General features: G+C 67.2%; 14 protein-coding genes. 13 read left to right on the top strand and 1 reads right to left on the bottom strand.

The features are described 5' to 3' along the window. Positions 1–231: 231 nt before the first annotated feature. The 10 genes from smc (at position 232) to LC490_RS18185 (ending at position 16,490) form a co-directional block, all read left to right on the top strand. Positions 232–3,735 (top strand): chromosome segregation protein SMC, encoded by a 3,504-nt coding sequence (smc, locus tag LC490_RS18230; RefSeq protein ID WP_223621109.1) that lies wholly within the window; start codon positions 232–234, stop codon positions 3,733–3,735. A gap of 175 nt (positions 3,736–3,910) precedes the next feature. Further along, entirely contained in the window at positions 3,911–4,681 is a 771-nt protein-coding gene (zipA, locus tag LC490_RS18225; RefSeq protein ID WP_223621108.1) for a cell division protein ZipA, read from the top strand. A 734-nt stretch (positions 4,682–5,415) separates the two neighbouring features. Then, the gene (ligA, locus tag LC490_RS18220; RefSeq protein ID WP_223621107.1) at positions 5,416–7,794 is read left to right on the top strand and encodes an NAD-dependent DNA ligase LigA; all 2,379 of its coding nucleotides are present in this window, start codon (positions 5,416–5,418) and stop codon (positions 7,792–7,794) included. Continuing rightward, positions 7,791–8,777 (top strand): EF-P lysine aminoacylase EpmA, encoded by a 987-nt coding sequence (gene epmA / locus LC490_RS18215; RefSeq protein WP_223621106.1) that lies wholly within the window; start codon positions 7,791–7,793, stop codon positions 8,775–8,777. The genes ligA and epmA overlap by 4 nt, the downstream gene beginning before the upstream one ends. Before the next feature lie 104 nt (positions 8,778–8,881). After that, entirely contained in the window at positions 8,882–9,610 is a 729-nt protein-coding gene (locus LC490_RS18210; protein ID WP_081930618.1) for a DUF3011 domain-containing protein, read from the top strand. Between the two features lie 179 nt (positions 9,611–9,789). Beyond that, positions 9,790–10,566 (top strand): DUF3011 domain-containing protein, encoded by a 777-nt coding sequence (locus LC490_RS18205; protein ID WP_223621105.1) that lies wholly within the window; start codon positions 9,790–9,792, stop codon positions 10,564–10,566. 123 nt (positions 10,567–10,689) lie between these two features. Then, positions 10,690–11,748 (top strand): S-methyl-5-thioribose-1-phosphate isomerase, encoded by a 1,059-nt coding sequence (gene mtnA, locus LC490_RS18200; RefSeq protein WP_223621104.1) that lies wholly within the window; start codon positions 10,690–10,692, stop codon positions 11,746–11,748. Between the two features lie 530 nt (positions 11,749–12,278). Continuing rightward, a complete protein-coding gene (gene gyrA / locus LC490_RS18195; RefSeq protein ID WP_223621103.1) occupies positions 12,279–14,933 on the top strand; it encodes a DNA gyrase subunit A in 2,655 nt (884 codons plus the stop codon). 206 nt (positions 14,934–15,139) lie between these two features. Then, positions 15,140–15,733 carry a YceI family protein gene (locus tag LC490_RS18190; protein WP_036148021.1) on the top strand — a complete coding sequence of 198 codons (594 nt, stop codon included), beginning with the start codon at positions 15,140–15,142 and terminating at the stop codon, positions 15,731–15,733. Positions 15,734–16,130: 397 nt separating this feature from the next. After that, a complete protein-coding gene (locus tag LC490_RS18185; protein ID WP_031370799.1) occupies positions 16,131–16,490 on the top strand; it encodes a DUF1428 domain-containing protein in 360 nt (119 codons plus the stop codon). 114 nt (positions 16,491–16,604) lie between these two features. Here LC490_RS18185 and LC490_RS18180 read toward each other — a convergent pair whose 3' ends face one another. Continuing rightward, positions 16,605–18,521, bottom strand: coding sequence for a M4 family metallopeptidase (locus LC490_RS18180; protein WP_223621102.1), 1,917 nt, complete (start codon positions 18,519–18,521; stop codon positions 16,605–16,607). Between the two features lie 1,019 nt (positions 18,522–19,540). On the opposite strand from LC490_RS18180, the gene LC490_RS18175 reads away from it, so the two are divergent. From LC490_RS18175 to LC490_RS18165, 3 genes are all read left to right on the top strand, one after another. Further along, entirely contained in the window at positions 19,541–24,445 is a 4,905-nt protein-coding gene (locus LC490_RS18175) for an alpha-2-macroglobulin (protein ID WP_223621101.1), read from the top strand. Positions 24,446–24,471: 26 nt separating this feature from the next. Next, a complete protein-coding gene (locus LC490_RS18170) occupies positions 24,472–25,488 on the top strand; it encodes a hypothetical protein (protein ID WP_223621100.1) in 1,017 nt (338 codons plus the stop codon). Positions 25,489–25,594: 106 nt separating this feature from the next. After that, entirely contained in the window at positions 25,595–26,671 is a 1,077-nt protein-coding gene (locus tag LC490_RS18165) for a hypothetical protein (protein WP_223621099.1), read from the top strand. Positions 26,672–26,753 lie beyond the last annotated feature (82 nt).

Genomic DNA, 26,753 nt, shown 5'->3' with positions numbered 1-26,753 from the left:
GGGCAAATCGGCGCGGTTCGGCACAGGCCGCCGGCAGGTCGGCGCCACGGCCGCCTGAGGCAGCGCTGAAGCCGTTCGCGGCGAGCCTCGCGCTGGCCCGCTATACTCGCGAGGGAGCGCCGTCCAAAGCGGTATCTCTTCCAAGTGATTCAATAACTTGGGTATGTTGTCTCATCCATTTTCACGTTTTCACGGCGGCGCCGCCCGGCGCGCCAGGGACCACACCCGCGCATGCGTCTGTCCACGATCAAGCTGTCCGGTTTCAAGTCCTTCGTCGATCCGACCACGCTGCATCTGCCCACCAACATGACCGGTGTGGTGGGGCCGAACGGCTGCGGCAAGTCGAACATCATCGACGCGGTGCGTTGGGTCATGGGCGAAAGCTCGGCCAGCCGCCTGCGCGGCGACTCGCTGACCGACGTGATCTTCGCCGGCTCTTCCGCGCGCAAGCCGGTCTCGCAGGCCATGGTCGAGCTGATCTTCGACAACTCCGACCACACCATCACCGGCGAATTCGCCGCGTTCAACGAGATCTCGGTCAAGCGCACGGTCAGCCGCGACGGCACCAGCCAGTACTACCTCAACGGCGGCAAATGCCGCCGTCGCGACATCACCGACCTGTTCCTCGGCACTGGCCTGGGGCCGCGCAGCTACTCGATCATCGAGCAGGGCATGATCAGCCAGATCATCGAGGCCAAGCCCGAGGACCTGCGCGTTTATCTCGAAGAAGCCGCCGGCATTTCCAAGTACAAGGAACGGCGCAAGGAAACCGAAACCCGTATCCGCCACACCCGCGAGAACCTCGACCGCCTCAACGATCTGCGCGAGGAAGTCGGCAAGCAGCTCGAACACCTGCGCCGCCAGGCCCGCCAGGCCGAGCAGTACCAGGCGATCCAGGCCGAGCGCAAGGTCAAGGACGTGGAGTGGAAGGCGCTGGAATACCGCGCCCTGGACCAGAAACTGCAGAGCCAGCGCGAGCGCCTGTCGCAGCAGGAAACCCGATTGCAGCAATTGATCGCCGAGCAGCGCGAGGCCGAGCGCGAGCTCGAGACCGGGCGCGTGCGCCGCGAAGAAGCCGCCGAAGCGCTCAACAAGGCGCAGGCCGCGAGCTACGAGGTCGGCGGCGTGCTGGCCCGGGTCGAACAACAGATCCAGCATCAGCGCGAAATGTCCGGACGCCTGCACAAGGCGCGCGACGAAGCGATGGCCGCCCTGGCCGAGATCGGCGAGCACATCGGCAGCGATCAATCGCGCCTGGACGTGCTGCTGGCGGCGGTCGCCGATGCCGAGCCGCGCATCGAGGCGATGCGCGAGGACGACGAGGCGCGTCAGGACGCGCTGCGCGATGCCGAAACCAAGCTCAACGACTGGCAGCAGCGTTGGGACGCGCACAGCCGCGAACAATCCGAAGCCGCGCGCGCCGCCGACGTCGAGCGCACCCGCCTGGAAGGCCTGGACCGCCAGACCCTGGAAGCCGATCGCCGCCGCGAGGCGATGACTGCAGAACGCACCGGCCTGGACGTCGCCGCGCTCGCCGAGGCTTTCGAGCAATTGCAGAGCCAGCACGACCTGCAGAAGGAATCGCTGGAAAGCCTGACCGACGAGTTGGAGACCCGTAAGGGCACGGTCTCGGACCTGCAGGAGCAACAACGTTCGACCCAGAACCAACTGGCCGAGGTGCGCAAGCAAGCGCAGACCTCGCGCGGCCGTCTGTCCTCGCTGGAAACCCTGCAGCAGGCCGCGCTCGGCCTGGAGCAGGGCGCCGCGCTGACCTGGCTGCAGGCGCGCGGGCTGGATTCGGCGCAACGCGTCGGCGAAACCCTGACCGTCGAGGCGGGCTGGGAAAACGCGGTCGAAAGCGCGCTCGGCCAATTGATCGAGGGCGTGCTGGTCGAATCGCCGGAAGCGCTGGTCGATGCGATCGGCGAACTCGGCGAAGGCCGCCTGACCCTGGTCTCGCCCGCGCGCGACGACAGCGTTTACGCGCCGACCTCGCTGGCCTCGAAGGTGCAGGGCCCGGCGGCGATCCGCCGCCTGCTGTCGCGCCTGCACGGCGCCGACGACCTGGCCGCGGCGCGCGCGCTGCAGCCGTCGCTGGGCGCGGAAGAAACCGTCATCACCCGCAACGGCGAGCGCCTCGGCGCCGGCTGGGTGCGGGTGCTGCGCTCCGGCGCGGCCAAGCAGGGCGCGCTGCTGCGCGAGCGCGAGATCCAGAGCCTGCGCGCCGAGATCGAGACCTTGCAGAGCCGCGAGCGCGAACTCGAACAGACCCAGATTCAGTTGCGCGACCGCCTGCTGGCGTCCGAGCAACAGCGCGAGGACGCCCAGCGCGCCCTGTACATGGCCCACCGCGGCGTGTCCGAACTCGCCGGCCAGTTGCAGAGCCATCAGGGCCGCCTGGATTCGGCGCGCAACCGCATCGAGAAGATCGATGCCGAACTCGAACAACTGCTGATCCTGATCGACGCCGGCGGCGAGCAGGCGCGCGAAGCGCGCACCCGCCAGGAAACGGCGATCGAGCGCATGGGCGAGCTGGAAGACACGCGCCTGGAGCTCGAATCCGAACGCCGCCGCTTGTTCGAAGCGCGCGACGCCGCCCGCAACGCCGCGCGCGAATCGCGCGACGCCGCGCATGCATTAAGCCTGACCCTGGAAACCCAGCGCGCCCAGATCGCCGGCCTGAGCCAGGCGCTGGAGCGCATGGGTGGCCAGCGCGGCCAGCTCGATTCGCGCCTGGGCGAACTGTCGGCGCAGCTCGCCGACGGCGACCAGCCGGTGGTGGCGCTGGAGCAACAGCGCCAGGTCGCGCTGGAACAGCGCGTCGTCGCCGAACACGACCTGACCGCCGCGCGCACTGCGCTCGACGGCATCGACAACGACCTGCGCAAGTTCGAGCAGACCCGCCAGCAACGCGACGAGCAGGCCCTGCAACAGCGCGAAGCCATCGGCCAGCGCCGCCTCGAACAGCAAGCGCTGGTGCTCAAGGCCGAAACCCTGACCACGGCCATCGCCGAGGCCGGGGCCGTGCTCGAAGACGTGGTCAATGCGCTCGACGAGAACGCCGAACCGCAGGTCTGGGAGCGCACGGTCGCCGAACTCGACGGCAAGCTGCGGCGCCTGGAACCGGTCAACCTGGCCGCGATCGCCGAACACGCCGAGGCGGCGCAGCGCAAGGACTACCTCGACGCCCAGTTCACCGACCTCAACACCGCGTTGGAAACCCTGGAAGATGCGATCCGCAAGATCGACCGCGAGACCCGCGGCCGCTTCAAGGACACCTTCGACCGCGTCAACTCCGGCGTGCAGGAACTGTATCCGCGCCTGTTCGGCGGCGGCCACGCCTACCTGGAACTGACCGGCGAAGATCTGCTCGACACCGGCGTGGCGATCATGGCGCGCCCGCCCGGCAAGCGCGTGTCGAACATCTCGCTGCTGTCCGGCGGCGAGAAGGCGATGACCGCGGTGGCGCTGGTGTTCGCGATCTTCCGTTTGAACCCGGCGCCGTTCTGCCTGCTCGACGAAGTCGACGCGCCGCTCGACGAAGCCAACGTCGGCCGCTTCACCGCGATGGTCAGCGAGATGAGCGAACAGGTACAGTTCCTGTTCGTGAGCCACAACAAGGCGACGATGGAAGCCGCGCAACAACTCTCCGGCGTGACCATGCGCGAGCCCGGCGTCAGCCGTCTCGTCTCGGTCGACCTGGCCGAGGCGACGCGTCTGGCCGGTGCGGCGTAAGTCGCGCGGTCGGGATGAATGATTCGGGACGCAGGACGGGCGACAGCCAAAGCCTGCGTCGTATTCGTGATTAAGTTCGGGAGTCGGGACAGGGCAGGGAATCGAGAGCCGGCGTAGCCGCTTTGACGAATCCCGAATCTCCAATCCCGAATCCCTGTATCAAAAGGAGCAACCGATGTCCGACGTGACACTGCTGCGGATCGGCATCCTCATCGCCGGTCTGATCCTGATCGGCGCGATCGTGTTCTTCGGCCGCCCGCGCAAGCCGGGGCAGGGCAAGCGCGTCGCCCGTGAGGAAACGCCGCGTGCCGGCGAACGCAAGCCGGGTACCCGCCAGGAGCCCTCGTTGGGCGAGCAGATCGAAAACGAGCTCGGCGAATCCTCGACCGTGCCGGGCGAGGCCACCACGCAGGCCGAGCTGGAACTGTTCGACCGCACCCTGGAAGGCGGCGCCAATGCCGCCAACAGCGATCTCGGTCGTCGCGTCAGCGAAGAGTTCGACAAGATCGTGACCTTGTATCTGGCCGCGCGCGCCGGGCAGAAGCTGCACGGCCCCGACATCGTGGTCGCTGCCGAAAAGGCCGGCCTGGTCTATGGCCACATGGGCGTGTTCCACCGCTTGGTCGAAGGCCACCCCGAGCGCGGTCCGGTGTTCAGCGTCGCCAACATCATGAAGCCCGGCAGTTTCGACATGGCGACGATCCAGTCGCTGGAGACCCCGGCGGTGGCGTTCTTCCTGACCCTGCCGGCGCCGATCCCGGCGCTCGACGCCTGGGAGACCATGCTGCCGACGGCGCAGCGCATGGCCGAGTTGCTGGATGCGGTGGTGCTGGACGAGCAGCGCAATGCCCTCGGCCGCCAGCGCATCGCTCATTTGCGCGACGAACTGCGTGCCTACGATCGCCAGCGCGAAGCGCCGCCGTTGAGTAAGCCGACGCGTTGGTGAGCCGATAGCGGCGCGATCGGCGCCGCTGCGGTGTCGCAGGGTTCGACTCGGCTCTCTGTAGGAGCGGCGTGAGCCGCGACCACGGGACGTGCAGAAATATCAACGCCGATCTTGTTCATCGAAAGCGGCATGCAGTCGCAGGGTAGGAGCGGCGCGAGCCGCGACCGCGCTGCGACGGTCTTGCTACGTATCTCTGAATCAAGATCCAGATCAAACGCCAAAAGCTTCCGCCACTAAAGCGGCGGGTTACTTTCTTTTGTCATAAGCAACAAAAGAAAGCTAACCAAAGAAGTTGCTTTTCTTTGAATCACAGGCCCGCACGAGCGGTGCATCCGCGGGGATTTTTCATACGGGACATCCCTGTCCCGATGAAAAACGGCCCGCATCCCTGCGGGCCGCCCTTCGGGTCTTCCATGGCCTTCGCTAGTGCGAGGCTGCGCACGGCAAAGGCAAAAAATCTTTACGGCAACGGCAACGGCAACGGCAACGGCAACGGCAGGCGGAAGCTCGCCGCCGCGGGCGATCCGAAGATTGAATCCTCCACCGCATACCAATCCCGGCCGAAGAATTCCCCCCTTGGAAAAGGGGGGAGGGGGATTTGCTGCTGCTCTTCGCCTTACCCCCCGATTGCACCCGCCGTCGCGTCCTCGGCGACGCCAACCGTCCACAATCGCGCGAATCCCGTTCAAAATGCCATCCGCCCCGCCGCATCGGCAGCGCCAGGACCCACGCCCGTGACGACCGAATCCAAGAAAGACGCCGCCCAGGCCGCGAAGCGCGCCAGCGAGCTGCGCCGCCAGCTCGAAGACGCCAACTATCGTTATTACGTGCTCGACGACCCGACCCTGGCCGACGCCGACTACGACCGTCTGCTGCGCGAGCTGGAAGCGCTCGAAGCCGCGCATCCGGACCTCGCAACGCCCGATTCGCCCACCCAGCGTGTCGGCACGGCGCCCTCGGGGGCCTTCGACGAGGTTCGTCACGCGGTGCCCATGCTCTCGCTGGGCAATGCCTTCGCCGACGAGGAAGTGGCCGATTTCGTCCGCCGCATCGAGGAGCGCCTGGACCGCAGCGCGCCGGCCTTCTCGGTGGAACCCAAGCTGGACGGCCTGGCGATCAGCCTGCGCTACGAGGGCGGCCGTTTCGTCCAGGGCGCGACCCGCGGCGACGGCGCCACCGGCGAGGACGTCACCCAGAACCTGCGCACGATCAACGCCATCCCGATGCGCCTGCGCGGCGAGCACTGGCCGCCGGTGCTGGAAGTCCGCGGCGAAATCTACATGCCCCTGGCCGCCTTCAAGGCCTATAACGAGAAGGCCCTCAGCGAAGGCGGCAAGGTCCTGGCCAATCCGCGCAACGGCGCCGCCGGTTCGCTGCGCCAGCTCGACCCGCGCATCACCAAGCAGCGGCCGCTGGCGTTCTATGCGTATGCGGTCGGTCTGGTCGAAGGCTACGAACTGCCGCCGACCCATTCGGCGACCTTGAAGCAATTGCGCGACTGGGGCTTCCCGGTCAGCACCGAGAGCGGCGTCGTCGCCGGCACCGACGGCCTGCTCGGTTATTACCGGCAGATGGGCGCCAAGCGCGACACGCTGCCGTTCGACATCGACGGCGTGGTCTACAAGCTCGACGACTACGCCGGCCAGCGCGAGATGGGCTTCGTCTCGCGCGCGCCGCGGTGGGCGATCGCGCACAAGTTCCCGGCGCAGGAACAATCGACGGTGCTCGAAGGCATCGACATCCAGATCGGCCGCACCGGCGCGGCGACGCCGGTCGCGCGCCTCAAGCCGGTGCAGGTCGCCGGTGTGGTCGTGACCAACGCGACCTTGCACAACGCCGACCAGATCGCGCGCCTCGACGTGCGCATAGGCGACACGGTGATCGTGCGCCGCGCCGGCGACGTGATCCCGGAAATCGTGCGGGTGGTGCCGGAATATCGCGACCCGAACGCGCCGCAATGGCAGATGCCGGGCGAATGCCCGGTGTGCGGTTCGGAGATCGTGCGCGAAGAGGACGGCGTGGTGTGGCGCTGCTCCGGCGAGCTGACCTGCGCCGCGCAGCGCAAGGAGGCGATCCGCCATTTCGCCTCGCGCCGGGCGATGGACATCGAAGGCCTCGGCGATCGCTACATCGAGGATCTGTCCGACCTGGGCTATCTGCAATCGGTCGCCGACCTCTACAAACTCGAACTCGACGATCTGCTGCAGATGAAGCGCCGCGCCGAGGAACGCGACGGCACCACGCCCGAGACCGTAAAGGCCGGCAAGGTCGCGACCAAGTGGGCCGACAACCTCATCGAAGCGATCGACCACAGCCGCAACACCACGCTCGAACGCTTTTTGTTCGCGCTCGGCATCCAGCACGTGGGCGAGAGCACGGCCAAGGCCTTGTCGGTGTGGTTCGGCGATCTGGCATTGATCCGGCATCTGCCGTGGCCGTTGTTCAAGCGCGTGCCCGACGTCGGCGGCGAAGTCGCGCGTTCGCTCGGCCATTTCTTCGATCAGCCCGGTAATCAGCAGGTCATCGATGCCCTGCTCGAACGCAAGGTCAAGATCGGCGACACCCACGCGCCGTCGCCGAAACTGCGCGAAAGCCTGAACCTGGCGACCTTGCTGGTCGACATGGAAATTCCCAAGGTCACGCGCATCCGCGCCGATCAGCTCGCGGCCGCGTTCGGCAGCGCCGAGAAGCTGCGCGGTGCGCCGGAGCACGCCTACATCACCGCCGGCTTGCCGGCCGACAGTGCGCAGGCGCTGACGACGTGGTTGAACGTGGACGAGAACGCGCGCTTGCTGACCCGCGTCGGCGAGGCGCTGGAGCGACTGGATGCGCTGACCCCGGCCGTATCGGCCGCGGCGAGCGGCCCGCTCGACGGCCAGACCGCGGTGCTGACCGGCAGCCTGACCGGACTGACCCGCGACGAAGCCAAGACCCGTCTCGAAGCCCTCGGCGCCAAAGTGGCCGGCAGCGTGTCGAAGAAGACCAACTTCGTCGTCGCTGGCGAAGCCGCCGGTTCCAAGCTCGACAAGGCGCAGGAACTCGGCGTCGAGATCTGGGACGAAGCCAAGTTGCTGGCATTCCTGGCCGAGCACGAGCCGGCCGAGCACGAATGAGCCCGGATCAAGACTGGCAACCGTCGGCCTCGTTCGAGTCGCTGCGCCTGCGCGCGCGGCTCAATGCGACGATCCGCGCCTTCTTCGCCGACCGCGGGGTCGTCGAGGTCGAAACCCCGGTGTTGTCGGTCGCCGGCAACACCGATCCGAACATCGCCTCGTTCTCGTTGCAGTTCAGCGGCCGCACCGACGGTGCGCCGCGCACGCGCTGGCTGCGCACTTCGCCGGAGTTTCCGCTCAAGCGTCTGCTCGCGGCCGGCTTCGGCGATTGCTACGAACTCGGCCGGGTGTTCCGCGACGGCGAGGCCGGCGGCCGCCACAACCCCGAGTTCAGCATGCTCGAGTGGTATCGGCTCGGCTGGGATCATCGCCGCCTGATCGACGAAACCGCAGCCCTGGTGCGCACGGCCCTGGGCCTGGTCGGGCGCGACGCCGGTCTGCAGTCGATCACCTATCGCGAGTTGTACCGCCAGCGCCTCGGCCTGGACCCTTTCAGCGCCGACGAGTCGGTACTGCGCGCCGCGCTCGGCGAGGTGGTCATCGATCCCGAGGGCTTGAACCGCGACGATTGGCTCGACCTGTTGATGACCCATCGCCTGCAGCCGACCTTCGCCGCCGACGGCCTGCTGGCCGTGCACGATTACCCGGCCTCGCAATGTGCCTTGGCGCGCTTGCGCGACGACGGCGACGGTTGGCCGGTGGCCGAACGCTTCGAGCTTTATCTCGGCCCCCTGGAACTGGCCAACGGCTACCACGAGCTTGCCGATTCGGCCGAACAGGGCGCTCGTTTCGATCGCGACCGCGCGCTGCGCGCCGAGCGCGGCGTGCCAGCGCCGCCGCGCGACGAGGCCTTGCTGGCCGCGCTCGGCAGCGGTTTCCCGGCCTGCGCCGGCGTCGCCCTCGGCGTCGACCGCCTGCTCATGGCGATGCTCGGCACGGGCCGCATCGCCGATGTGCTGAGCTTCGATTTCACGCGCGCGTGACCGCGATGAACCCCGCATGCGGCAGCGAACGGTAACTGCCGCGTTTTGATTGCAGTTTCATCGATCGCGGTTAGAGTGATCGGGTCGGGTGCGGGGGGACGTGCATGCGTGGTGTGATGATCGCGATCCAATGGCTGGCCTTCGCCGGTTTGGCGTGCACGCAGGCTCGCGCAGAGCCGGTGGGCGAGCGCCTGTACGGTGGGCGCCTGTTGCGCTGCGCTTCCAGCGGCGAGGAAGTCGTGCGCTGTCCGGCCGACACCCGCGAAGGCGTGCGCCTGGTCCATCGCACCTCCGGCAAGCCTTGCGTCGAGGGCACGAGCTGGGGCGCCGACCGCGGCGGTGTGTGGGTGTCGCAGGGCTGTGCGGCGGATTTCGTGCTCGGCAAGGGCGGCAGCGGCCGCGACAGCACCACCGGTGCGCGGGTGATCAAATGCGAGTCGCGCGGTGGCCGTTGGAACCATTGCCCGGCCAAGATCGGCGAGGGCGTGGTGCTGGCCCAGCAACTCTCCAAACAACCTTGCTTGCGCAACCAAAGCTGGGGCGCCGACAAGCAGGGCGTCTGGGTGTCGGGCGGTTGCCGCGCCGAATTCCGTCTGCTCGGTGTCGAGGAACCGGCCGCGCAGGCGCGCAAACCTTTGCTGCGTTGCGAATCGCAGGACCGGCGCGCCCGCCGTTGCGATGGCGAAACCGGCCTGGGCGTGCGCATGGTCAAGCAGTTGTCCAAGACCGAATGCATCGAAGGGCGCAGTTGGGGCTACGACGCGCACGGGGTCTGGGTCGAGGATGGCTGCCGTGCCGACTTCGAGCTCGACTATCGCCGCAACGGCGGATGATCCGCAGGCGTGCGACGGCCGGCAGTTTGCCGATCGAGGTGCGACGCTGCACTGCAACAACGGCGCAAACTAAGCGACTCATGAACGTTTTTGGCTCTCCGCCACGAAGGGCGAAAATCTTGAGCTGGCGTTAAGCGGGTTCAGATAGAGTCCTTGGCACATTGACAAGGAGCATGAACATGTCCGCACGCATTCTTTCCGGTTTGAGTTTGATGGTCGGCCTCGGCATGGCCGCCGGCGCCGCACAGGCCGCGCCGCAATACGACGATTACGGCTACAACAACGTGATCCGTTGCGAATCCAACGACAACCGCGAGCGTCGTTGCGACGCCGATACCCGAGGCGGCGTGCAGCTCAGCCGACAGTTGTCCAAGTCTTCGTGCAGCCAGGGACGCAGCTGGGGTTACGATCGCTCGGGCATCTGGGTCCGCGAAGGCTGCCGCGCCGAGTTCACCCTGGGCCGCGGCGGCGGTTGGAATGACGGCGGCGGCGGCTGGAACGGCGGTGGCGGCGGCAGCGGCGAAGTCGTGCGCTGCGATTCCAACGACAACCGCCCGCGCACCTGCCGCATCGACGGCAATCGCGCACGTCTGCAACGCCAGATTTCGAGCTCGCCGTGCATCGAGGGCCGCAGCTGGGGCTCGCGCCCCGGTGAGGTCTGGGTGAGCGATGGTTGCCGCGCCGAATTCGTCGCCTCGCGCGGCGGTGGCGGTGGCTGGAATGGCGGTGGCGGCGGCTGGAACGGCGGCGGTGGCGGTTGGGGCGGTGGCGGCCAGGAAGTCAGCTGCGAGTCGCGCAACAATCGCCAGAACCGCTGCAACATGTCGATTCGCCGCGACGCGCGCCTGATCAAGCAGAACTCCGGTTCGCCGTGCATCGAAGGCCAGACCTGGGGCTGGGACCGCAACGGCGTGTGGGTCGCCGGCGGCTGCCGCGGCGTGTTCCGGGTCAACTGATCGCGATACCTGCATCGTCCGCATGCAACGACGCCCCCGGCCGCAAAGCCGGGGGCGTCGTCGTTTCGGCGCCCGCCTCCGCGCCGTTTCGGGGCCGGCACGCGCATCCGTTAAACTGCGTGCATGAACGACGCCATCGATTTCGACCGCTACGACCGCATCCGCCCGATCCGTTGGACCGGAGACGCCCTCGAACTGCTCGACCAGCGCAAGCTGCCTTTCGCCGTGGAATACGTGCGCTGCGACGACAGCGACGCAGTCGCCGCGGCGATCCATGCCCTGACCGTGCGAGGCGCCCCGGCGATCGGCATCGCCGCGGCCTGGGGCGTGGTCCTGGCCGCGCGCGAGGTCCGGGCCGGCAGCGGCGTGGAAGCCTTGGGGGCGATCGAGCCGGCCCTGCAGCGCCTCAATGCGGCGCGCCCGACCGCGGTGAACCTGGCCTGGGCCCTGGCGCGGATGCGCCGGGTGTTGGCCGGCGCCGGCGGCGATTGGCGCGAGGTCCTCGCGCGCGAGGCACAGGCGATCGCCGATGAAGATCTGGCCGCGAACCGGCGCATGGGTGCGCTCGGCGCGGCCCTGATCGAGCCCGGCAGCGGCGTGCTGACCCATTGCAACACCGGCTCGCTCGCGACCGCCGGCTTCGGCACCGCGCTCGGCGTCATCCGCGCCGGCGTCGCCCAGGGCCGCATCGATGCGGTGTTCGCCGGCGAGACCCGGCCCTGGCTGCAGGGCGCGCGCTTGACGGTGTGGGAGCTCGAACAGGACGGCATCGCGCCGACCCTGATCGCCGACTCGGCGGCCTCGCACCTGATGAAGACCGGCAAGGTGCGCTGGGTCATCGTCGGCGCCGACCGCATCTGCGCCAACGGCGACACCGCCAACAAGATCGGCACCTACCAGCTGGCCATCGCCGCGCGCCATCACGGCGTGCGCTTCATGGTCGCCGCGCCGTCGTCGACGGTCGACATGGACACCTTGTCGGGCGATGCGATCGAAATCGAAGAACGCGACCCGGGCGAGCTGTTCGCGGTCGGCGGCACGCGCACCGCGGCCGAGCGGGTGGGCGCCTGGAACCCGGTGTTCGATGTGACCCCGCACGAGCTGATCGACGCCATCGTCACCGAGCGCGGCGTGATCGAACGCCCCGACGAGGCAGCTATGCGGGCGGCGTTCGGCGGCTGAGCCGGCGCTTCGGCGGCCGGTCCCGGCTTCTGCGGGCCGTCCGCGAGCCGGGCAGGGCCGCTGCGCGGTGCGCGTGCACAGCGCTTGCTGGCGACCGTTCAGGGCGCTGGCCTGGCTTCGGCGCGAGCTTGGTCGACTCCCGCTGGCTTCGACCGCCGTGCCGGCCGTCTTTCCGAGTTGGCCGTCTTTCCGAGCTGGCGCGGGCCGGGTTCGCCGGCTGCCTTGCAGACCCGTTTCGCGGCTTGCGCGCGTGCCTTTGCGGCCGCCGGCAAACCGCCTTGGCCTAGCGTATAGCGACAACCCCGCGACGGATGCTGCAGCGCAGCTGAAAATCACATCCAAGTGATTGTTTCTGCGTGGGAATCAGGCCCCTGTGAAACCGCGTTTCGTGGTATGATTTCGAGTCACTTTTACGCCGCCCCGAGCGAGCTGCAGGACAGGCCCGCTGGGACCCTGTTGGCGGCATTCCGACTGGAATGCCGGTGCCGTTCGTCCGGGGCGTCCGAATCACCGCACGCAACGGAACCCTGATGGCCGAACTCGCCAAGGAAATCATCCAGGTCAATCTCGAAGACGAGATGCGCCGCAGCTATCTCGATTACGCCATGAGCGTGATCGTCGGGCGCGCGCTTCCCGACGTTCGAGACGGCCTCAAGCCTGTGCACCGCCGCGTCCTCTACGCCATGAGCGAACTGGGCGCTCACAGCAACAAGCCGCATTTCAAGTCGGCGCGTATCGTCGGTGACGTGATCGGTAAGTACCACCCGCACGGCGATCAGTCGGTCTACGACACGCTGGTGCGCATGGCCCAGCCGTTCTCGCTGCGCTACATGCTGGTCGACGGCCAGGGCAACTTCGGTTCGGTCGACGGCGACTCCGCCGCGGCGATGCGTTACACCGAGTCGCGCATGGCCAAGCTCACCCACGAGCTGATGGCCGACATCGACAAGGAAACCGTCGATTTCCAGCCCAACTACGACGAGAAAGAGCTCGAACCCACGGTCATGCCGACCCGGGTGCCGAACCTGCTCATCAACGGCTCGGCCGGTATCGCCGTGGGCATGGCGACTAACATCCCGCCGCACAACCTGTCGGAAGTGATCGAGGCGACCATCGCCCTGATCAACGATCCGGAGCTGGATGTCGATGCGCTGATGGAATACATCCCGGGGCCGGATTTCCCGACCGCGGGCATCATCAACGGCACCGCCGGCATCATCAACGCCTACCGCACCGGTCGCGGCCGCGTGCGCATGCGCGCGCGCGCCGAGATCGAGGTCAACGAGAGCACCGGCCGCGAGGCGATCGCGGTCACCGAGATCCCGTATCAGGTCAACAAGGCCCGCCTGATCGAGAAGATCGCCGAGCTGGTCAAGGAAAAAAGGCTCGAAGGCATCAGCGAGCTGCGCGACGAGTCCGACAAGGACGGCATGCGCATCTTCATCGAGGTCAAGCGCGGCGAATCGGCCGAAGTGGTGCTCAACAACCTCTATCAGCAGACGCAGATGGAGTCGGTGTTCGGCATCAACATGGTGGCGCTGGTCGACGGCCGCCCGCAGTTGCTGAACCTCAAGCAGATCATCGAAGCCTTCATCCGTCATCGCCGCGAAGTGGTGACCCGCCGCACCATCTTCGAGCTGCGCAAGGCGCGCCAGCGCGCGCACATCCTCGAAGGCCTGACGGTCGCGCTCGCCAACATCGACGAGATGATCGAGCTGATCAAGACCTCGGCGAACCCGAACGAAGCGCGCGAGCGCATGCTCGAGAAGACCTGGGAGCCGGGCCTGGTCGGCGCGTTGCTCGGCGCCGCCGGCGCCGAAGACTCGCGTCCGGAAGACCTGGCGGCCAATGTCGGCCTGGTCGACGGCCGTTATCAGCTGACCGAAGTCCAGGCCACCCAGATCCTGGAAATGCGCCTGCACCGCCTGACCGGCCTGGAGCAGGAAAAGCTCACCGAGGAATACCGGCAGCTGCTGGAGGCCATCCGCGGCCTGATCGAGATCCTCGAGAATCCCGACGTGCTGCTGGAAGTCATCCGCACCGAACTGCGCAACCTGAAAGAAGAATTCGGCGACGCGCGCCGCAGCGAAATCCGCGCCAGCGAAGAGGATCTCGACATCCTCGACCTGATCGCGCCGGAAGACGTGGTCGTGACCCTGTCGCATTCGGGCTATGCGAAACGCCAGCCGGTCAGCGCCTATCGCGCGCAGAAGCGCGGCGGCAAGGGCCGCAACGCGGCCTCGACCAAGGACGAGGATTTCATCGACAAGCTGTGGTTGGTCAACACCCACGACACCTTGCTGACCTTCACCAGCGCCGGCCGGGTGTTCTGGCTGTCCGTGCACCAGCTGCCGGATGCCGGCCCGAATGCGCGCGGCCGTCCGATCATCAACTGGCTGGCGCTGGAAGCCGGCGAGCAGGTGCAGGCGGTGCTGCCGGTGCGCGCCTACGACGACGATCACTTCGTGTTCTTCGCCACCCGCAACGGCACGGTCAAGAAGACCCCGCTGAGCGAGTTCGCCTTCCGCCTGGCGCGCGGCAAGATCGCGATCAACCTCGACGACGGCGACGCCCTGGTCGATGTGGCCCTGACCGACGGTCAGCGCGACGTGATGCTGTTCGCGAGCAACGGCAAGGCCGTGCGCTTCTCCGAGAGCTCGGTGCGCGCGATGGGCCGCACCGCGACCGGCGTGCGCGGCATTCGCCTGGCCGAGGGCGAAGAGGGCGAGGGCAACAATGCCTTCGTCGTCAGCATGGTGGTGATCGACGGCGACGGCGACATCCTGACCGCCAGCCAGCGCGGTTTCGGCAAGCGCACCGCGGTCGAGGAATATCCGTGCAAGGGGCGCGGCACCCAGGGCGTGATCGCGCTGAAGACCACCGACCGCAACGGCGCCCTGGTCGGTGCGATCCAGCTCAGCGACCACCACGAAGTGCTGATGATCTCCGACGGCGGCACCCTGGTGCGCACGCGCGCCGACGGCATTTCGCAGGTCGGCCGCAACACCCAGGGCGTAACCCTGATGCGCTTGGCCGAGAACGAAAACCTGCAGACCATCGAACGCCTCGACGCATCGTTGGACGATGCCGAAGAGGGCGGCGAGACCGAGCTGCCGGCAGTGCCGGGCGGTGCGATCGAAGCCGCTGCGGCCGCGGATGCGCAGGAGCCTTCGCCGGAAGCGTGATGTCGGTGGTTTAGCCGTCCGGGAAAACGCCGCCTTCGGGCGGCGTTTTTTTTTGCGCGTGCATCGGGATGAACAGGCGCCGGCTGACGCAGAGATGACGCCGGCATGACGGGTTTGAGCGCGAGCGCTCAGTTCGGGCGCTCGCGGTTGCGGCGTGCGAACCGGCGGTGCTAGTTTGCCGGCACCTTCCGCCTCGGATTTCCGCGATGAACACAGTCACCCGTTCGGCTCTGGCTACGTTGGCGCTGTTGGCCGGTTCGTCCCTCGCAGGCGGTGCCCAGGCGGCGCCGGTCGCCTACAAGATCGATCCCTCCCACACCTATCCGAGTTTCGAGGCCGATCACATGGGCGTGTCGGTGTGGCGCGGCAAGTTCAACAAGTCCGAAGGCACCGTCGTGCTCGACAAGAAGGCCGGCAGCGGTACGGTCGAGGTCGTCGTCGACACGAAGAGCATCGACTTCGGCCTGGATGCGATGAACGAACATGCCAACAAGTCGGAGCTGTTCGATACGGGGAAGTTTCCGACCGCGACCTACAAGGGCAAGTTCGTCGATTTCGTGGATGGCGCGCCGACCCGGGTCGACGGCGAGCTGACCCTGCACGGCGTGACCAAGCCGTTGAGCCTGAAGATCGCCAAGTTCAAGTGCATGCCGCATCCGATGCTCAAGCGCGAGCTGTGCGGCGCCGACGCCAGCGCGAGCTTCCAGCGCGACCAGTTCGGCATCTCTGCCGGCAAGGACTACGGTTTCAGCATGAACGTGGATCTGCGCATCCAGGTCGAGGCGATCGCCGCCGAATAAACAGCGAGCCGCCGGGCGAGCCTCGGCAGGCCTATGACGCAACGTGCCGCCTTCGAGGCGGCGCGTCTGTTTTCAGCCGTGTCCGCCCGACGATCGCCGCGCGGTCCGCGCCAGGGGCCACGGCAAGCCGCAGCGGCATTGCCAAGCCGGTGCACTGGTCCAGCGCCCGGCTCCACGCAATGATCACGCTGCGTTTCCAGTGGCTGGGTTACTTCTGCGCGGGCCCGTCATTGCAGGCGCGGCTATCGTTGCATCCCGCGCAGCGTCGCCGTCGGTCCGCCATAGCCACGATCAGAGGGCTGGCGCGCGCGTCCGGATGCAGCTTCCGAGTGGAACCGGGTCGTAATCGGACTTGGTTCGCCCCTGAAACCGGGGACCGTCCCCGCTAGGAGGAGGTATGAGTTACGTCGATGGTTTCGTGTTGGCGGTACCTAAGAAGAACCTCGCCGCTTATCGCCGGCTCGCGAGCAAGGCCGGCAAGATCTGGATGGAATTCGGCGCCTTGCAGTACGTGGAATCGGTCGCCGACGACGTCAAGCCGGGCAAATCCACCTCGTTCCCGCAAGCGGTGAAACTCAAGCCGGACGAGGTCGTGGTGTTTTCCTGGATCGTGTACAAGTCGCGCGCGCAGCGCGACCGCATCAACAAGAAGGTCATGGCCGACCCGCGCCTGGCCGACATGATGGACCCGAAGGCCTTGCCTTTCGACGGCAAGCGGATGATCTTCGGCGGCTTCAAGTACTTGCTGTCCTACTGAACCCGCAAGCGTTCGCCGGCCATCCGCGGCAAGCGCGCAGAACAGAAAACCCCGGCCGAAACCGGGGTTTTCCTTGTCCTCAACCGGACGTGTTCGTTACCGGAGCGATCCGGATCAGAACGTGATGCTCCAGGTGTCGATACGGCCGACGTCCGCATTGGCGTTGTCGTTCACGCGCAGCTTCCAGGTACCGTTGAGCGGTTCGCTGGAGAGGTTGAAGGTGAAGGTGCCGCTGAGGTTGTCGGCGCTGCCGCCGGCGCGGTTGCTGATGTTGTACAGCGAGCCATCCGGAGCCACCAGGTCGACCTTCAGGTCGCCGCGGTAGGTGTGGATGATATTGACCGACACCGAAGCGTTGGTCGGGGCATTGCCGGTACGGCCGGACACGGTGATCGGGCTGTCGACGGTGGAGTTGTCGTTGATCGTGTAGTCGGTGCCGTTGGTGTACGTCGTGCCCGGACCCGGGCCCGGGCCGCCGGGGCAGTCGACGCCGACGGTCAGGAACGCGGCCGAAACGTCGGCGACGGCATAGCCCAGATCCGTGGCGGCCTTCTCGACGCCGCAAGCGCCGTTGTTGAAGTCGGTGCTCGGGGTCCAGTAGTCCTTGTTCGCCTTGGCGAAGGCCTTGAACGCCTTCGGCGTATCCCAGCCGGCCTTGGTGGCGAGCAGGTAGAACGCCTTGTTGTACACGCCGGACGAGTAGTGCACGTCCATGCCCGAGGTGTAGTTGCTGGCGTGACCGATCGAACGGCCGTCCTGCGGCGGGTTGGCCATGTAACGCAGCGCGCCGGTGCCCTTGAAGATCTGCGCACCGACCAGGAAGTCGTTGCTGCCGTTCATGAAGAACTCGGCGGCTTCGCCGGCGATGTCGGAATAGGCTTCGTTGATGCCGCCGGACTGACCCGAGTAGACCAGGCCCGACTGCTGTTCGGTGAAGCCGTGCGAGACTTCGTGCGCCGACACGTCCAGGCTCACCAGCGGATAGAACGTGGTGCGGCCGTCGCCGAAGGTCATGGCCGAGCCGTCCCAGAACGCGTTCTCGTAGCTGTTGCTGTAGTGCACGCGCATGCTCAGCTGGAACGTCAGCGGCGGGGTGCCGACGTAGCTGTTGTACATGTCGAACACCACCTTGCCGAAGTAGTGAGCGTCGTTCAGCGGCGAGAACGCGCCGTTGATCGCCTTCACCGTGTTGCGCGGGCAGGTGAACGAGTACGCCGTGCTGCCGCTGGTACCGTGATTGAGGTTCACGGTCTTCACGTTGGCGTTGTTCATCGTGCAGGTGCTGCCGCTCTGCGTGACGTCGTTGAAGCCGAAGTTGGTGCCGTATTCGTACTGGCCCGTCTTCTGGTTGCCGCCGGGGCCGGTGCCGACCAGGGCGTGGTTCAGGCCTTCCCACTGCTTCAGGATCTTGCCGCTGTTGGCGTCGACGATCACGAACGGACGCGTCGGCTCGCCGCCCTGGGCGGCATCGGCGAAGTAGTTGACGACATAGGCCATGTGGGCGCGGCCGTTGTCGTCGATGTAGATCATCTGACGGCTGCTTTCGTTGCGCGTCTGCAGTGCGCCGACGCGCTTGCCGAGGCCGGCGCTCTTGGCCACGCTCAGGGCCTGGGCCTGGCTCAGCTTGGGTGCGCTGGCCGGCAGTTCGGCGGCGAGGCCTTCGACCGAACGGCCGAACAGGCTACGCACGTTGCCGCTGGCGTCTTCGCTGACGACGACGTGTTCGCCGAAGATCGGCACGCCGCGGAAGCTCTGCTGGTAGCGATAGTTGCGGGTGCCGTTGTCGTCCTGGCTGCTCTTGAGCACGCTCAGGCTGGAGTTGGAATCCAGCGCGATCAGCTCGGCATGGCGGACGTTGGCCTTGGCGGCGGCGCCGGACTTGGCGACGGCGGCCTGGTACTGCTTGTTGAGCTGAGCGACGTCCTTCTGGTGCAGGTCGACGCGCTGAGCGGCGCCTGCTGCCCCCGAGATGAGCGCGAACGACATGGCGATGGACAGGGCATGCAGGGTCGGTGATACGTTGCGATTCACTGGTATTACCCCCGAAACGAGTGTGGATGATGGCCGCGGGCGCGGCCGGCTCATTGCTCGTGCATCCGTTCCCCCGTAGCCCGACGCCCCAGCCACCGATGCGATGTGGTTTCGGCGAGTGGGTGGGCAAGCTCCGTGCGGATACCGCGCCGACGTGCGGCGCGGCGGTGGGACGCTATGGGCGGGTCAAAAAAGCCGTCAACGCACGCTACGAAGATCACAGTGCGAATGCGACGTGCACGCAGGGCTTCAGAAATTGATTTCTTCTGAAATCGTTCTGCGATCAGGCTTGGCGCGGCAGGGCGGCGAATTTTGTGAATATTCTTGAGTGTAATAATGTTGCAAGAAAATTGCTGCTGTGCAGCAACTTATTGCGTCCCTTAGGTAGGGGGATATTGCGCCACTGCGTTTTTATTATGTGACGCCAGTGGTCTTTAAGGGCTGGCCGAAACCAGGTCCGTGTCTGCAGCGATGCCGAAGATAGGCGGCGGTTCGGCGCGATTTCGCAGTTTTTAGGCGGCCTGGATATTTCCATCCCCGGCTGTGACACGGGTCCGGATGATTCTGTAATCGCGCTCGCACAAGCCCGTTTATTATCTTTCGGCATAAGCGCTTGCAAGCCGCGGCTCGTGCCGGTTTCCAGGCGCAGGGCTGCCATCGAGTTTCACCCCGGTAACTGGCCTGATTCGAATCGGCGCGGGGCGAGTTTCCAAGGAATCGATAACCCTTCCGCGGCCGGGCACGACGGCGGCGCCTCGGTCTGGCCTGCGGTCCTTCGCCAACCGCTGCTGCGAGACCGGCGGTCGGCGCCGTCGAGCGACCGCCGGATGCAGGCTTCGCAACGCGCGCCCTCGTTCGTTAGCGGGAACATCCGTTGAGTGCGGCGCGCCACTGCGCTGCTTGGCACGGATGCGATGGATGATTCCTGGAGCGCCGTCGCACTCTATACTGCGCGCATCAGCGTGGAGATCTTCATGGAACGAGTGAGTTCAGCGACGAAAGGAAACGTTCGCGCCCTTATGGCGCGTGTCCTGTGGATGCTGTTGATCGCAACGATGCTGGCGGTCGCCGGCTGCAAGCGCGACACCAGCGGACAACTGCCGGAGATCACCGGCGAAGCGATCCAGGCCAAGCGCGATGCGATCAAGGGCTTCGCCCTGGTGGCGGCCTATCCCGATCAGAAAGGCAGCGACGAGCTCGCCATCGCCCTCGAATTCAGCCAGCCCCTGGTGGGCACCCAGAGCTTCGACGAGCTGCTGGCGGTCGCCGACAAGAACGGCGCGGCGGTGCAGGGCAGTTGGGTGCTCGACGAGGGCGGCAAGATCCTGCGCTTCCCGCACGTCGAAGCCGGCAAGGACTACGTGGTCACCATCAAGGCCGGGCTGACCGCCGCGGCCGGCGACCGCATCGGCCAGCAAATCAGCAAGCCGGTCCACACCGGTCCGCTCGATCCGGTGGTCGGTTTCGCCTCGCAAGGCAGTGTGTTGCCGGCGCGCGACAGCCGCGGCCTGCCGGTGGTGTCGATCAACGTGCCCGAAGTCGACGTCGAGTTCCTGCGGGTCAAGGAAAAGGAACTGCCGAAGTTCTTCTCCGAGTACCAGCGCGGCGGCCGCCGTGGCAGCTGGGACCTGGAACGCGACTGGGACGACAAGAAGCCGCTGTCCAAGCTGGCCGAGCCGGTCTACGTCAATCGCTTCGTGCTCGGCGGCAAGCCCAACGAGCGCGTGCTGACCTATCTGCCCTTGCAGGACATCAAGGAACTGCAGGAGCCGGGCCTGTACTTCGCGGTGATGAAGCGCGCCGGCCAGTTCAAGGACGAGTTCGAGACCGCGTTCTTCACCGTCAGCGACCTCGGCCTGCATGCGCGCGCCTACAAGGACAAGCTGTTCGTGCACGTGGCCTCGCTGGAGGCCGGCGAAGCGGTCAGCGGCGTCGAATTGAAGGTGCTCAACGCCGAAGGCGAGCCGGTGCTGAAGGGCGAGACCGACAGCAACGGCAACGCCATGCTCGGCTACAAGCTCGATGCCGGCCATGTGCTGATCGCCCAACGCGGCAGCGACGTGTCGATGCTGCCGTTCAACCAGCCGGCGCTCGACCTGTCGGAATTCGCCGTCGCCGGCCGCGAACAGGCCTGGTTCGACGTGTTCGCCTGGTCGGGCCGCGACCTGTACCGCCCCGGCGAAACCGTGCGCCTGTCGGCGCTGCTGCGCGACCAGGACGGTAAGCCGGTCGACAGCAAGGGCAAGGCGCTGCAGCCGCTGTTCCTGCGTTACGTGCAGCCGGACGGCAAGACCTTCCTGGAAACCCGCCTGCAGCCCGACGCGCAGGGCTATGTGCGGCATGCGCAGCTGATTCCCGCCGACGCCGCCACCGGCCGTTGGCGCGTCGAATTCCGTACCGACCCGAGCAGCAAGGAAGCGGTGCAGGGCATGACCCTGCGCATCGAGGAATTCCTGCCCGAGCGCCTGAAACTCGAACTCGATGCGCCGGCCGTGCTCAAGCCCGGTCAGCCGTTCAAGCTCGGCGTCGATGCCGCCTATCTGTACGGTGCGCCCGCCGCGGGCAACCGTTTCACCGCCAAGCTCGCGGTGATGATCGAGCAGCATCCGCTGGAGCAGTTGCCGGGCTATTTCTTCGGCGACCCCACCATCACCCTGCCCAAGGAAGCCAAGGACGTCGTCGACACCAGCCTGGGCGCCGACGGCAAGTTGCAGCAGGACATCGCCTTGCCCGACGAGGCCAAGCCGGTCAGCACCATCGCCGCGATCGTCACCGGCAGCGTCTACGAGACCGGCGGCCGCAGCGTCAACCGCAGCCTCAAGCGCGTGCTGTGGCCGGCCGATGCGCTGGTCGGCGTGCGCCCTTTGTTCGACGACAAGGACGGCACCGACGCCGACAGCAACGCCGGCTTCGAGATCGCCCGCGTCGGCAGCGACGGCAAGCCGCGCCCGGCCACCGGCCTGCGCGTGACCCTGATCCGCGAGCACCGCGACTATCACTGGAACTACGGCGACGAAGGCGGTTGGGACTACGACTTCACCCGCCGCTACGAAGACATCGAAGTGCGCAACGTCGACGTCGGCGCTGCGCCGGTCAAGCTGAACTTTCCGGTCAAGTGGGGCGAGTACCGGGTCGACGTCTACGACCCGGCGACCAAGCTGACCACGCGCTATCCGTTCCGCGCCGGCTGGAGCTGGGACGACCAGAACCGCGGCCTCGACGCGCGTCCCGACAAGGTCAAGCTCGCGCTCGACAAGACCGCCTACAAGGCCGGCGACACGCTCGAAGTCACCCTGACCCCGCCGCACGCGGGCCCGGGCCTGTTGATGGTCGAGAGCGACCGCATGCTGTACGTGCAGTCGATCGATGCCAAGGCCGGCAGCAAGTTCAAGATCCCGGTCACCGCCGACTGGGAGCGCCACGACGTCTACGTGACCGCCCTGGTGTTCCGCGGCGGCAGCGCGCCGAGCAAGATCACCCCGGCGCGCGCGGTCGGCGTGGCCCACGTCAAGATGGACCGGCGCGAGCGCAAGGTCGCGGTCGGCCTCAACGTGCCCAAGCTGATGCGTCCCGAGCAGGATCTGCCGGTCATCGTCAGCGCGCCGCAGCTCGCCGGCAAAGAGGCCTACGTGACCGTGTCCGCGGTCGACCTGGGCATCATCAACATCACCCGTTTCCCGGTGCCGGACGCGGCCGCGCATTTCTTCGCCCAGCGCCGTCTCGGCGTCGACGGCTACGACGTCTACGGACGGGTCATCGAAAGTTACGAAGGCGAGACCGCCAAGATCCGCTTCGGCGGCGACATGGCCTTGCAGGCGTTGCCGCAGGCGCGGCGCCCGACCGCGCGCGTGCAGACCGTCGATCTGTTCGCCGGTCCGGTCAAGCTCGACGCCCAGGGCATCGCCCGGATCAAGCTGGCGGTGCCGGACTTCAACGGCACCCTGCGCGTGTCGGCCCTGGTCTATGCCGGCGGCAGCTACGGCAACCGCGACGCCGAAACCGTGGTGCGCGCGCCGGTGCTCGCCGAGGCCAGCACGCCGCGCGTGCTCGCGCCCGGCGACAAGAGCAACGTCACCCTGGACGTGCAGAACTTCACCGGCAAGCCGGGCGAGTTCGAGGTGCGCGTGGAAGGCATCGGCCCGCTCGGCCTGTCCGACGGCCAGCACAAGCTCTCGCTCGGCGTCGAAGCCAAGCGGACCCTGACCTTCCCGATCGTCGCGCGCGAGGGCTATACGACCGCGCAGGTGCGGGTGCGGGTGGACGGCAACGGCTACAAGGTCGACCGCCGCTACGACGTGCCGGTGCGCCCGGCCTGGCCGTCGGTGCTGCGTTCGCGCACGCGCGTGCTCGACGAGCTCGGCACGGTCCAGCTCGGCGCCGATTTCGCCGACGGGCTGATGCCCGATTCGGTCAACGCGCGCATGGTGATCAGCGCCTTGCCGCCGATCCCGTTCGCCAGCGCCTTGCAGGGCGCACTGGAATACCCGTACGGCTGCGCCGAGCAGACCACGAGCAAGGGCTATGCCGCGCTCGAACTCGACGACGCCACCGCCAAGATGCTCGGCGCCAAGGGCCTGGACGCCAAGCAGCGGCGCGCGCGCATGGAAGGCGCGTTCGGCCGTCTGGCGGCGATGCAGATCGGCTCGGGCCACTTCTCGATGTGGGGCGACGGCGACTACGTCAACCCGGCGATCACCCCGTACGTGGTCGAGTTCCTGCTCGATGCGCGCGACGGCGGCTTCGCCGTGCCCGAGGCGATGCTGCAGAAGGCGTTGAAGGTGCTCAACGAGGATCTGTTGTCGGGCAATGCTTCGTTCTACGGCTACGACCGCCGCGAACACCTCAAGTTCGCCTATCAGGCCCATGCCGGCTACGTGCTCGCACGGGTCAACCGTGCGCCGCTGGGCACCTTGCGCGCGCTCTACGACAACGACCGCAAGCAGAGCCTGACCGGCCTGCCGCTGGTCCACCTCGGTCTGGCCTTGTCGCTGCAGGGCGACAAGGGCCGCGGCGCCAAGGCGGTCAAGGAAGGTTTCGCGCGCGATCCGGCCGACCGTCCCGAGTACCTCGGCGACTACGGCAGCCGCTTGCGCGACGACGCCTTGATGATCGCCCTGGTGCACGAGCACAAGCTGTCCAAGCCCGAGTACGAGGCGCGCGTGGTCGGCATGGGCCGCGAGCTCGATGCGCGCCGCAACAGCGGCTGGTTGTGGCTCAGCACCCAGGAGCAGGTCGCCTTGGCGCGGCTCGGCAAGGCCTTGATGGCCGACCAGAGCAAGCAGATCTCCGGCCGCTGGACGGTTGGCGACAGCGCCTCGGACGCCGACCCGGCCAAGCTGATCGGCCGCGTGTTCGACTACGCCGCGCTAGCCCGCGGAGTGAGCTTCAGCCCGAGCGGCCAACCGCCGTTGTACGCCAGCATGGAAATCGCCGGCGTGCCGCGCACCGCGCCGGCCGCGGACAGCTCGATGATCGAAGTCGGGCGCAAGTACTACACGACCGAAGGCAAGGAATGGTCGGGCGGCGGCCTGGTCGAAGGCGAGGCGCTGATCGTGCAGGTCACCATCAAGGCCCGTCGCGCGATGCCGGATGCGTTGCTCACCGACCTGTTGCCGGCCGGTCTGGAGATCGAGAACTTCAACCTCGGCGACGCCAAGCAGTGGGCCGGCGTGGTGGTCGACGGGATCGAGATCTCCGAACGCAGCAGCGCCGCCGAAGTCCGCCACGAAGAGTTCCGCGACGACCGCTACATCGCCGCGCTCAAGCTCGAGCAGAACCAGACCGCGCGGGTGTTCTATCTGGTGCGTGCGGTCACGCCCGGCACGTATACGGTGCCGCCGTCGCTGGTCGAGGACATGTACCGTCCCGATCTGCGTGGCGTCGGCCGGGCCTCGCCGGCCTCGCTGACGGTGCGTCAGCCTTGATCCGGAGCGGGGCGGCGGGAAGCGCGGTGCTTTCCGCCGCGCTGGCCTCGCTGCTGGCGGCCTGTACGCTGCCGGCAGCGCCGGCGGCGTCGGATCCAGCGCCGCAGGCGACCGCCGATGCCACCGCGGTCGCCGTGGCCGAGGCTGTGGCCAGCCCGGCCCAGCCTGTCGTCGAAGCGCCGGCCCCGGCCCATCCCTTGCAGATCGCCGCCGAGGCGTTGATGCGCAAGGACACGCCGCAATTCGACCGCTACTACGCCGACTACGCGATCGGCGACCTCGATCGCGACGGTCGCGACGACATCGCGGTCGAGTACGGCATCGGCGAAGAGGGGGCGATGCGCCATGTCGCCAATCACGTGCGCATGCTGATGGCGCGCGAAGGCGGGCTGCAGCTGGTGCCCGACGACGGCGAGAATCTGTTCGGCTATTGCGCGGCCCTGCGCGGCGTCGTCGACGGCGTGCTGCGGGTCGATGAGCTGGAAGCCTGCATGGTGCCGTTCCCGAAGGCCATCGCGCATCACCGTTACGAATGGTCGGGGCAGGGCTTGCGCCAGCTCGATGAGGAATCGCCCGAGCAACGCATCCTGTCGCAGTTGGCCGAAATCGAAACCGCATTGCGCGAACAACGCGACGAGGTGCTGATCCGGCATCTGCGCGAGCACCCCTTGTCGATCCGCCCCGGTGCGGCGCCGGCACCGGCCGTGCAGGGCATCGACCGCTCTTTGTTCGTCGATGCGCCGCGGCGCGAGGCTTTCGCCACGGCGGTCGAGCGCTTGCGCAAGGCGGGGTTGCAGTTGCTCGGCAGCGACGAATGGCAGGCCACGGTGCGCGGCCGCGACGCCAGCAGCAGCGGCGAGTATCGGTTGCAGATCGATCTGAGCCCGGATCAGGGCCTGATCGAGACCGACGACGCCAGCTACGTGGTCGATGCCGAGGTCATGCTGGAATGGCCGCAGCGCGACGGCAGCCATTACCACGCCAATTTCCGTCTGATCGAAGGCGAGCTGTACCTGCTCGACCACAATTCCGATGAAGTCTGACGCCTGAAATCCGACGCGCGCGACCGACGCCCGGTCGCGCCGCAACACTCGTACCGCCCGAGGTCCGGCCCGAGGCCGCGACCGCCACCCCACGCAAGGAGCGAACATGCGCAAGATCGCAGTACTGTCCCTGATGCTCGGCCTGGCCGCCTGCCAGTCGGGCACCGACGCCGCGCCGGCCGATGCGGCCGCGCCGAAAGATCCATCCGTCGCAGCCCCGGCGGCGTCCGCGCCGGCGGCCACCGCCGAGGCGCAAAAAGCCACCGCCGAGCGCGCCTTCGCGGCCTTGCGCAAGCTCGACCCCGGCTTCGAACAGCTGGGCTTCGAACACCTGGTCGGCGATCTCGACCGCGACGGCCACGACGATGTCGTGGTTTTGTTCGGCCAGGGCACGCCCGATGCGACCATGGCCGCGTCGAAGAAACTCGTGGTGCTGATGAGCCGCGGCCAGGACTTCCAGGCGCTGCCGCAAGCCGGCATGCCGGAGTTCTGCCCGGAGCTCGACAAGATCTCGACCGGCCGCCTGTACCTGCGCGCGATCGACATCTGTTCGGCGGCGCGGCCCAAGACCACCGACTATTACGTCTATGCCTGGAACGGCCAGACCGTCGCCCAGGCCGAACACCAGAGCCGCCAGCAGCGCGTCCTGTCCGAACTCGCCGAACTGGGCCGGGCCTTCCGCACGCGCGACAAGAACATCGTGCTCGGCCGCATGAACTTTCCGCTCGAGGCCATCGGCCTGCCGATCTACGAGACCGAGCTGGAAAAAGCCGCCAAGGCCGCCGGCGGCAAGATCGATCGCGCCCTGGCCGAGAAGCACTACGCCGACCTGTTTCCCGATTCGCGCGCCGACACCTATGCCGAGACCATCGAGCAGGTGATCGGGCAGACCTTCGCGAGCGAGCCGGACGGTACCCTGGTGGCGAGCCGTTCGCAGCAACGCGGCAAGAGCGAAGAAACGTATTCGATCAGCATCCAGCCCGATCCGGACGCCGACCGCGAGGAGGGCAACGACGAGCTCATCGACGCCCAGGTCTCGGTGCTCGCGGCGGTCGCCGAGGAGGTCGAGGTGAACGACGGCGAAGGCGGCAAGAGCGTCGAACGCCAGGAGGGCGCCGAAAGCCTGATCCTGCATCTCATCGATGGACGCCTGCGCCTGGCCGCGTTCAACGTCGCAGGCTGAGCGCCTGCCGCCGTGCGCCGCTACCTCCTCGGCAACGGCGCGCCGCGCTGACGTAAGCTGATCATGGTCTTTGCCGGTCGTA

Source organism: Lysobacter sp. ESA13C, from assembly GCF_019970005.1.
GTDB lineage: Bacteria > Pseudomonadota > Gammaproteobacteria > Xanthomonadales > Xanthomonadaceae > Lysobacter > Lysobacter antibioticus_B.
This window is presented reverse-complemented; position numbering and strand designations above follow the sequence as displayed.